This window comes from Sphingopyxis sp. SCN 67-31 (assembly GCF_001725095.1).
The window spans coordinates 1-8,820 of the sequence record NZ_MEFH01000043.1 but is presented as its reverse complement, the minus strand read 5'-3'; the positions used below and the strand labels follow the sequence as shown (position 1 = coordinate 8,820).

Below are 8,820 nucleotides of genomic sequence, written 5' to 3'. Positions count from 1 at the left end.
CGGGCCCGGCGGCCTGTCCTTCGGTCGGGACATTATGATCCGACAGCGCGAGCGCCCGCTCGGGCCGGCGGACCCCCCGCCCCGCCTCCTCGAGCGCGGCGAAGGCCTGCGGCGACGTCACTTCGTGCAGCAGGTGCAGATCGACATAGAGCAGGGTTTCACCATCATCCTCGGCAACGGCGTGGGCGTCCCATATCTTGTCGTAGAGCGTGCGCGGGCCGGTCATCGATGCGGCGCCCGCACCGCGCCCGGATTTTCGAAAGACGTCACCCTGTCCTTGCTCCCCGCCGGGTAGATCCTCACCACCGCCATTTACTTAGGATTCTAACTTATATGGCAAGCAAGCGCGTCGAATCAAGCGGTTTTGCGCGGTATCAGCATGTCACAAAATCATAATACTTAGTAGTTGAAGTATTTTTCAATCCTGCTAAGCATGCGGTGGGAACGGAGGATAGAGTCGCTCCACCGGCACGATATTCGGGCACAAGACGATGCCCGGCGCCGGCGGCAAAATGGGCAATCTGCCACAGCATCACCCCGTTTCATGGACTGACAAGGCCGGATGCGAACCCGCATTTCCGCCGCGCTGGCGCGCGCGGGAACGGGATCGGCGCGGCCACCATGTGGGAGGATATGATGACGACGCGCTTGTTCCTGCTTTCGACCGCTATGGTCGCGCTTGGCACCACACCGACGGCGGCGCATGCCCAGACCGGCGAAACCGCCGCGGCGGAAGAAGTCGCCACCGGCGCCGAAGACAATAGCTATGGCGACATCGTCGTCACCGCACAGCGCCGCAGCGAAAGCGTGCAGAATGTCCCGATCGCGATTTCGGCCTTCAATGCCGAGATGGTCGAAGCGAGCGGCAGCACCAATATCACCAGCCTCAACGGCCTCGCGCCCAATGTGGTGCTGCAGACGCAGGGCCTCGTCGCCAATGTGCCGATGATCTCGATCCGCGGCATGAGCACCGCCGATCCCGATCCCAACGCCGACCCCAAGGTCAGCACGATCATCGACGGCGTCTATATTCCCTTCGTGTCGAGCACGATGCTCGACCTGTTCGACGTCGAACGGATCGAGGTGCTGAAGGGGCCGCAGGGCGTGCTGTTCGGCAAGAACAACCTTGCCGGCACGATCAACGTCATCACCGCGCGCCCGACCGACGATTTCGGCGGCGAAGCGCGCGTCAGCCTGGGATCCTACGGGCTCAAGCAGTTCCGCGGCAAGCTCAACAGCGGCCGCTTCGCCGATGGCGCGCTGGCCGCCAAAATCTCGGTCAATTTCCGCGACTATGACGGCTACAGCCGCAACGTCATCACCGGCAACCGTCTTAACGGCGCCAATGTGAAGGCGGTGCGCGGCGCGCTCAATTATGATCATGGCGGGCCGTTCGATTCGACGCTGATCGTCGACTGGCTGAAGCAAAAGACGACGGGTCCGGCGCCGCACGTCCTCGACAATGGCGATCCCAATTGGGATCTGCTGCCCGATGCGGTGAAGACCGACGTGCGCAAGGCGGCGGTGTTGTTCGATCCCTATGCCAACACCGAGAGCTATGGCGGATCCTGGTCGTCGAACCTCGACGTGGGCTGGGGCACGATCAGTTCGGTTCTCGGCTATCGTCACCTCACCTATATCACCCGCGGCGACTTCGACGGGCTGATCAATCCCGCCCCGCAGCTCGACGTGACCCGCGACTTTTCGGGCGAATCGAAAAGCGCAGAGCTGCGCTACGTGTCGCCGGCCGGCGAGCCCGTCGATTTCGTCGTCGGCCTCTATTATCAGGCCGACAAATGGCGTCAGTTCAACACGGTGCTCGCCACCCCGACCACGACGACGCTCGCGCAGCTTCATCAGGACACGCAGAGCTATGCGATGTTCGCGCTTGTCAACGCGCATCCGGTCGAGGGGCTGACGCTGTCGCTCGGCGGGCGCTACAGCCACGACCGCAAGAAATATGACATCGCCTCGCAGGTGTTCGTCAACGGCAACCAGGCCTCGTCCTTCACGAGCAGCCTGAAGGCGTCATGGGCCGAATTCACGCCGCGCCTGACCGCCGAATATCGCTTCTCGCCCGCCGCCATGGTCTACGCCAACTATTCGCAGGGGTATAAATCGGGCGGATTCAACTCCCGCGGGACGATCCCCGAGAATATCGGTCCCTATAACCCCGAACGCGTCAACGCGTTCGAAATTGGCGCCAAGACCGACTTGTTCGACCGGTTGCTGCGCTTCAACGTGTCGGGCTTCATCAACAAGTATCGCGATCTGCAAAGCTCGGTAACGAAGATGGGAGCGGTACGGGCGGAGAATATCACGACCAACATCGCGGCCGCCAAAATATCGGGCTTCGAAGTCGAAACGCTGCTGCGCCCCGCCGCCAATTTCACCATCGGCGCGAACCTTGCCTATCTGCATGCGCGCTATACCGATTTCTGCGCGGACACGAACGGGGTCTTCACCAACGGCGCACCCGAACCCGGCCAGTGCGGGCCGGCGGTGCCGATCCTGATCAACGGGGTGCCGAACGGAACCTTCGCCGTCCCGACCGATTCGAGCGGCCTCGACCTCGCCAATGCACCCAAATGGAGCGGCAGCCTGTCGGTCGATTATGCCATTCCGATGTCGTTCGGCGAGATCAAGCTGCACAGCGACGCGCGCTATTCGTCGCGCTTCAACACCTGGGGCCGCAGCAACCTTCCCGGCTATTACCGGGACGAGGTGGTGCTGCTCAACGCCAGCATCGCGGTCGCGGGACAGGACGACAAATGGAAGGTGACGCTCTACGGCACCAACCTGACCGATCAGGAGGTGATTTCGGGCGCCACCAACGCTGGCGCGACCCCGATCTCGCAATTCTATCAGCCGCCGCGCGAATTCGGGGTGGACCTGTCGTTCAAATTCTGACGCAATCCGTCCGCGGCGCGTCCTTGCCGAAGCGCCGCGGATCGCATTTCGGGACTGCTGGCCAAGGGAGATTGAGATGGCTTGGGATGTGAACCGCCGCGCGTTCGTCGGGGGAATGGGGGCGCTCGCCGCCGCGGGTCTCGCGATGCCGACCTATGCGAAGAACGGCAAGAAGCTCAACGTCCTGATGATCGTCACCGATCAGGAACAGAGCGTCGCCAGCTATCCCGAGGGCCTGCTCGAAAAGCTCCCCGCGCACCGCGAACTGATGGAACGCGGGATGCTCGTCGAAAATTATCATGTGCACACGACCCCCTGCACCCCGTCGCGCTCGACGATCTTTCAGGCGCACCATACGCAGCAGACCGGCCTGTTCCTCAACAGCGACAACGCCCCCTATCCGGTGGCGGCGGAAACCATGCCGACGCTCGGCCACATGATGCAGGCGGCGGGCTATTACACCAGCTACAAGGGCAAATGGCACCTCAGCCGCATCAATTACGAACGCAACTGGACGCGGATTCCGGGCGGCATCTATCCGACCACCGAAAATGCCATGGAGAAATACGGCTTCCACGATTACGGCTTCGACGGCGAGGAAGTCGGGCTGACATGGGACGGCTACAAGGCCGACATGTATGTCGCGGGCGACGCGGCGCGCGCGATCTTCGACTATGCGCGCAACGACAAGGCTGGCGGCAAGCCGTGGTTCCAGGTCGTCGGTCTGGTCAATCCGCACGACATCATGTTCTATGACGCGACGGGCAAGCAGGCCGAAAGCCGCCCCGATCCGAACATATTGGGCCCGCTGCGCCGCGAACCCGGCGATCCGATCTACGAGGTCGACAACAAGTTCGACCTGCCCGAAAGCTTCAGCAAGGACGATCTGTCGACGAAGCCCGAGGCGCATCGTGCGATCGTACGGCTGAACGACGTCTTCTACGGCAAGATGGCGCACGACGACCTCGCCTCGTGGCACCGCTTCAACAATTATTACTATAACTGCCTGCGCGACGTCGATCGTCGGCTCGGCCAGTTGCTCTGGGCGCTCAAGGAAAGCGGCCAGATCGACAATACGATCATCATCTATACCAGCGACCATGGCGAGCGCGCCGCCGCGCACGGGATGCGCCAGAAGGGCGCGACGATGTACCGCGAAGAAACCAATATCCCGATGATCATCGCCCACCCCGATTTCCCCGGTGGGCGGTCGACCAAGGGGCTGATGGGCGCGATCGATATCGCCCCGACGCTGATGACGCTCGCCGGCCTGTCCGCCGACGAACAGCAGGACCGTTTCCCCGGCCTGCCCGGCGTCGACGTGTCGGCGCTGCTCGGATCGCCGACGCTGCCGACGCAGCGCGACAAGACGGGCCACCTCTTCAACTATGCGGTCGTCCATTATTGGGAGCCGACCAAGGACCGCGCGGCCAAGCTGCCAAGCGGCGAGCCCGATTACAGCAAGCAATATGACCTGTCGAAGCGCCGCCTGCACCGCGGCGTTCACGATGGCCGCTACAAATTCGCGCGCTATTTCGCGCCGGCGCATCATCACACGCCGACCGACTGGAAGACGCTGGCCGCGATGAACGATCTCGAGCTATACGACACCCACGCCGACCCGGGCGAGATCGTCAATCTGGCGTACGATCCCAAGCAGAAGGCGAATGTGCTGCGGCTCAACAAGATGGTCAACGCGCTGGTCGCGCGCGAGGTGGGCGAAGATGACGGCCGCGAATATCCGGGACCGACGGAGATGTATTATAATCAGCCTGCCTGACGCCGCCGCCGCATGAACCCCATCTGGCTTCCCGCCTCGCTGTTCGGCGGGCTCTTTCAGGCGTGGCGCACTGCGCTGCAGCAGCGGCTGCGCGCCGAACTGAGCGTCAGCGGCGCGGGGCTGGTGCGCTATCTCTACGGCCTGCCCTTTGCGCTCGCCTTTGCGGTCGCCTGGCTCGGCGCGCGCCATGCGGCGCTGCCACCGCTCGGCCTCGCCTTCGCCGGTCTGTCGGCGGTCGGCGCGGTGACCCAGATGGCGGGGACGATCCTGCTCATCACCGCCTTCGGCCACCGCGGCTTCGTCGTCGGCACCGCCTTCTCCAAGACCGAAGCGGTGCAGGCGGCGCTCGTCACTGCGCTGTTCCTCGGCGAACAGCTGCCGCTGCTTGCCTGGGCGGGTATCGTTGCAGGGGTCGCCGGGGTGCTGATCCTCGCGCTTGCGGGACGCGGGCTGACGCTGCGCGAAATTGCGGGCTCGCTCGGTCAGCCGGCTGCGTTGTTCGGGCTCGGCGCGGGGTCGATGTTCGCCTGCGCCGCGGTCGCGATCAAGCTTGCCACCGCCGAGCTGCACGGCGTCGATACGGTCGGCTCGGCGCTCGTCACCCTCGTCGTGGTGATGGCGATGCAAAGCGCGCTGCATCTTGCGTGGATCATCGCGCGCGACCGCGAAACGCTCGCCGCGGTCGGCCGGACGTGGCGCTCCTCGGCGCAGGTCGGGCTGCTATCGGCGCTCGGATCGGCGTGCTGGTACACCGGCTTCGCCGCCGCCCCCGCGGCACTGGTCCGCGTCGTCGGGCAAGTCGAGGTGGTGTTCACCATCGCCTTTGCGCATTTCTATCTGCGCGAGCCCGTCCGCTGGCACGAGACGCTGGGGCTGCTGCTGGTTGTCGGCGGCGTCATCCTCGCGCTGCTGTCGACATAAGTCAGCGCAGCGGCGGCAAGCCATCCATGATCGCGGTCAGCGCGAGCGCATTTTCGCGCTCCATCGCACTGTGCCCCGCATTGGTGACGACGTAAGTGGCGGGCTCGCGCCCCGCGTCGTGCAGCGCCGCGACCAGCCGCGACGCCTGCGTCAGCGGACACACCTCATCGAAGCGGCCGTGGACGATATGCACGGGGATGGACGCGAGCGTAGACGCGCCGCCGATCAGATGACCGGGTTCCAGAAACAGGTCGTTTGCAAAGAAATGCGCCTCGATCTGCGCAAAGCATAGCGCGAAGTCGGCATCGCCGAACTTGCCGGTCGCGCCATGTTCGGGAATCAGGTTGGAGATCGTCCCTTCCCACAGCGACCAGACGAGCGCGGCATGCAGCTGCCGCTCGCGTTCGGCGTCGGTCTGCGGCACCATGTCGAAGATCGCCTTGTACGACGCCATCACATCGCGCCGTTCGGCGACCGACAGCACGCCGAGCAGTTCGGCCCATTCGTCAGGATAGTTGATATAGGCGCCGGGCGCGGTCAGCGCATAGGGCGCCTCGTGCCAGGTCGCAGCATTGCCCTGATACAGATAGTCAAGATCCTCGGCCGATCCCAGAAAGATGCCGCGCAGGATCAGGCTGGCGCAATGCTGCGGAAAGGCGATGGCATAGGCCATGGCGAGCGTGCTGCCCCAGCTGCCCCCGAACACATGCATCGGCCCTGCGATGTCCAGCGCATCGCGCAGCCGGTTGATGTCGTCGATCAGGTGCGGCGTATCATTGTGGCGCAGCGCTGCGGCGGGGCCGGCGGCCGCGACATTGGGCTCGCTCTTGCCGCAGCCGCGCTGGTCGAACAGGATGATGCGATAGCGCGCCGGATCGAAAAAGCGCGCCATCTCGGGCGAGCAGGCGCCGCCCGGCCCGCCGTGAAGGACCATCACCGGCTCGCCGCCCGCGGCGCCATATTCCTCCCAATAGATGCGGTGCCCCGCCTCGGCATCGACGTCCAGCCAGCCGCTGCGCCGCGGCTCCGCCGCCGGATAACGCCAGCCGTCGCCGATCTTGCTGCTGGTTTCGAGACGCGAAAAATCCATGACCATTCCTCTTCAGGGCCGAAAATGCGCGACAAGCGCGTAGCGGTCGCCCGGATAGACTTGCCGCGCATAGGTGATGCGCTCGGCGCCGCGCCACGTCCAGCGCTCGAGCGCCATGCAGGCGGCCCCCGCCGATATGCCGAGCGCGACCAGTTCCTTCGCCCCGGCATTGACCGCGGTGATGCGATGCTCGGCCTCGGTCCAGGGAACATGCGCGAGCAGCCACGATCCCGGCGGCTCGACCGCGAAATCGACCTCGGCCGCGCCGGGCACCGCCGCCAGATTGATAAGGCGCCTCTCAAGCGCATAGGGCCGCCCGCCGGCATGGTGGCGACACTCGATCGCGAGCACGGAGCCGCCGTCGATCTGGAGCAGGCGCCGATCCTCCTCATTCGCGGGGCGGATCTCCCGGCGGTCGAGGTCGAGCCGATAATCCTCGCCCTGCTGCGCCACTTCGTCGCGGATGTCGGGGATTTCGAGCGCGGCGCGGTGAATGCGCGGATGCGAAACGAAGGTGCCGGCACGCTTGCGGCTTTCGATCAACCCCGCCTCGACCAAAGCGCGCAGCGCCCGGTTCACGGTCATCCGCGAACAGCCATAGGTCGCCATCAATTGATGTTCATAGGGGATGCGGTCGCCGGGCTTCCATTCGCCCGACATGATCCGCGCCTCGATATCGCGGCGGATCTGCGCATGGAGAGCGCCGCTCTGCTTCATGCGAGCAGCGCCTGCATCGCGTCCCGATAGCGCGCGTCGATCGCCGCGCGCGCAACATGGCGGCCGCCCGCGACGCATTGGACGCCGCGGCGCCAGACGCAGTCGACCAGCCGCGCCCCGCGCCCGAAGATCCAGCTGTCGAGGATCGCATCGCCGCGCCGCCCGGCAAGCGCGGGGTCGGCCGCAGTCAGGCTGACAAGATCGGCCGCCGCGCCGGTCGCAATGCCGTGCCCCGCCTGCCCCAGTGCCTGTCCCCCGCCCGCCTGCGCCGCCTGGTGGAGCGCAGCGCCGGTCGAACGCCCCGCACCGCCCGCGAGCAGATTGCGGCCGCGATGCGCCAGCCGCTGACCATATTCGAGCAGGCGCAGTTCGGCCGCCGCGTCGATCTCGACATTGGAATCCGAGCCGACCCCGAAGCGGCCACCGCCCGCCAGAAATTCGCGTGCCGGGAACAGACCGTCGCCAAGATTGGCTTCGGTGATCGGGCACAGCCCGACGACCGCCCCGCTCTGCGCGATCGCGCGCCATTCGGCTTCGGTGACATGCGTCGCGTGAACGAGGCACCAGTCGGCGCCGACATCGGCGTTTCCCATCAGCCATTCGACAGGCCGGGCGCCGCTCCAGGCTTGGCACGCCTCGACCTCGGCCATCTGTTCGGCGATATGGATATGCACCGGCGCGCCGGCCGCCATTGCTGCAACAGCGGTCAGTTCGCTGGCGGTCGCCGCGCGCAGGCTGTGCGGCGCGACGCCGACGATGGCATCGCCCAGCCCCGCAACCGCGGCACGCGACGCCTCGATCAATGCGGCATAGCTGTCGAGGTCGTTGACGAAGCGCCGCTGCGCCGCAGTCGGCGCCGCGCCGCCGAACCCCGAATGGGCATAGAAGACGGGAAGCAGGGTCAGCCCGATCCCCGTTTCATCGGCCGCCGCCGCAATCGCCTGTGCCATCGCCGCGACATCGCCATAGGGCCGGCCGTCAGGCGATTGATGCAGATAATGAAATTCGCCGACGCGGGTAAAGCCGCTCTCCAGCATTTCGGCATAAGCGAGCGCCGCGATCGCGCGCATACCGTCGGGATCGAGGCGATCGACGAAGCGATACATGACCTCGCGCCAGGTCCAGAAACTGTCGTCGCCTTCGCCCGCGCGCTCGGCGAGGCCCGCCATGCCGCGCTGAAAGGCATGGCTGTGCAAATTGGGCAGACCGGGGATCAGGATAGCATGCCGGTCGTCGCTCGGCTGCGGCGGTGCCGCCACCTCGATCGCACCGATATGGCCGTCGGTGATCGTCAGCCGGACATTTTCCGCCCAACCCTCCGCCAGCCATGCCTGTTCGCACCAAAGCGCCATCGCCTCATCCCGTCTGGACAATCTTCCGCGTTCGGATTTATGTATATACA

At 65.4% G+C, this 8,820-nt stretch carries 7 protein-coding genes; 3 read left to right on the top strand and 4 right to left on the bottom strand.

Annotation, left to right across the window (positions count from 1 at the left end):
* A partial coding sequence (locus ABS88_RS05170) for an aconitase family protein (protein WP_286749353.1) occupies positions 1-226 on the bottom strand: 226 nt, incomplete at its 3' end.
* 410 nt (positions 227-636) lie between these two features.
* Between ABS88_RS05170 and ABS88_RS05165 the strand changes: the two genes are divergently transcribed.
* The 3 genes from ABS88_RS05165 (at position 637) to ABS88_RS05155 (ending at position 5,611) form a co-directional block, all read left to right on the top strand.
* Positions 637-2,910, top strand: coding sequence for a TonB-dependent receptor (locus ABS88_RS05165; protein WP_286749352.1), 2,274 nt, complete (start codon positions 637-639; stop codon positions 2,908-2,910).
* A gap of 76 nt (positions 2,911-2,986) precedes the next feature.
* On the top strand, positions 2,987-4,690 hold the full coding sequence (locus tag ABS88_RS05160) for a sulfatase family protein (RefSeq protein ID WP_286749351.1): 1,704 nt from the start codon (positions 2,987-2,989) through the stop codon (positions 4,688-4,690).
* 12 nt (positions 4,691-4,702) lie between these two features.
* Positions 4,703-5,611 carry an EamA family transporter gene (locus ABS88_RS05155; protein WP_286749350.1) on the top strand — a complete coding sequence of 303 codons (909 nt, stop codon included), beginning with the start codon at positions 4,703-4,705 and terminating at the stop codon, positions 5,609-5,611.
* A gap of 1 nt (position 5,612) precedes the next feature.
* Here the strand turns inward: ABS88_RS05155 and ABS88_RS05150 are convergent, their stop codons facing one another.
* Genes ABS88_RS05150 through ABS88_RS05140 form a run of 3 tightly spaced genes read right to left on the bottom strand, consistent with a single transcriptional unit; the run spans position 5,613 to position 8,770 of the window.
* Positions 5,613-6,701 carry an alpha/beta fold hydrolase gene (locus ABS88_RS05150; protein ID WP_286749349.1) on the bottom strand — a complete coding sequence of 363 codons (1,089 nt, stop codon included), beginning with the start codon at positions 6,699-6,701 and terminating at the stop codon, positions 5,613-5,615.
* A gap of 12 nt (positions 6,702-6,713) precedes the next feature.
* Positions 6,714-7,418, bottom strand: a complete 705-nt coding sequence (gene hutC, locus ABS88_RS05145; protein ID WP_286749348.1) for a histidine utilization transcriptional repressor HutC — start codon at positions 7,416-7,418, stop codon at positions 6,714-6,716.
* Positions 7,415-8,770, bottom strand: a complete 1,356-nt coding sequence (locus tag ABS88_RS05140) for a formimidoylglutamate deiminase (RefSeq protein WP_286749347.1) — start codon at positions 8,768-8,770, stop codon at positions 7,415-7,417. Before ABS88_RS05140 ends, hutC begins: the two co-directional genes overlap by 4 nt.
* Between the last annotated feature and the right edge of the window lie 50 nt (positions 8,771-8,820).

Excerpts from the sequence above, each read along its gene's own strand:
- ABS88_RS05165 (WP_286749352.1), top strand. The coding sequence starts at position 637 with ATGACGACGCGCTTGTTCCTGCTTTCGACCGCTATGGTCGCGCTTGGC.
- ABS88_RS05160 (WP_286749351.1), top strand. The coding sequence starts at position 2,987 with ATGGCTTGGGATGTGAACCGCCGCGCGTTCGTCGGGGGAATGGGGGCG.
- ABS88_RS05150 (WP_286749349.1), bottom strand. The coding sequence starts at position 6,701 with ATGGATTTTTCGCGTCTCGAAACCAGCAGCAAGATCGGCGACGGCTGG.
- hutC (WP_286749348.1), bottom strand. The coding sequence starts at position 7,418 with ATGAAGCAGAGCGGCGCTCTCCATGCGCAGATCCGCCGCGATATCGAG.
- ABS88_RS05140 (WP_286749347.1), bottom strand. The coding sequence starts at position 8,770 with ATGGCGCTTTGGTGCGAACAGGCATGGCTGGCGGAGGGTTGGGCGGAA.
- ABS88_RS05155 (WP_286749350.1), top strand. The coding sequence starts at position 4,703 with ATGAACCCCATCTGGCTTCCCGCCTCGCTGTTCGGCGGGCTCTTTCAG.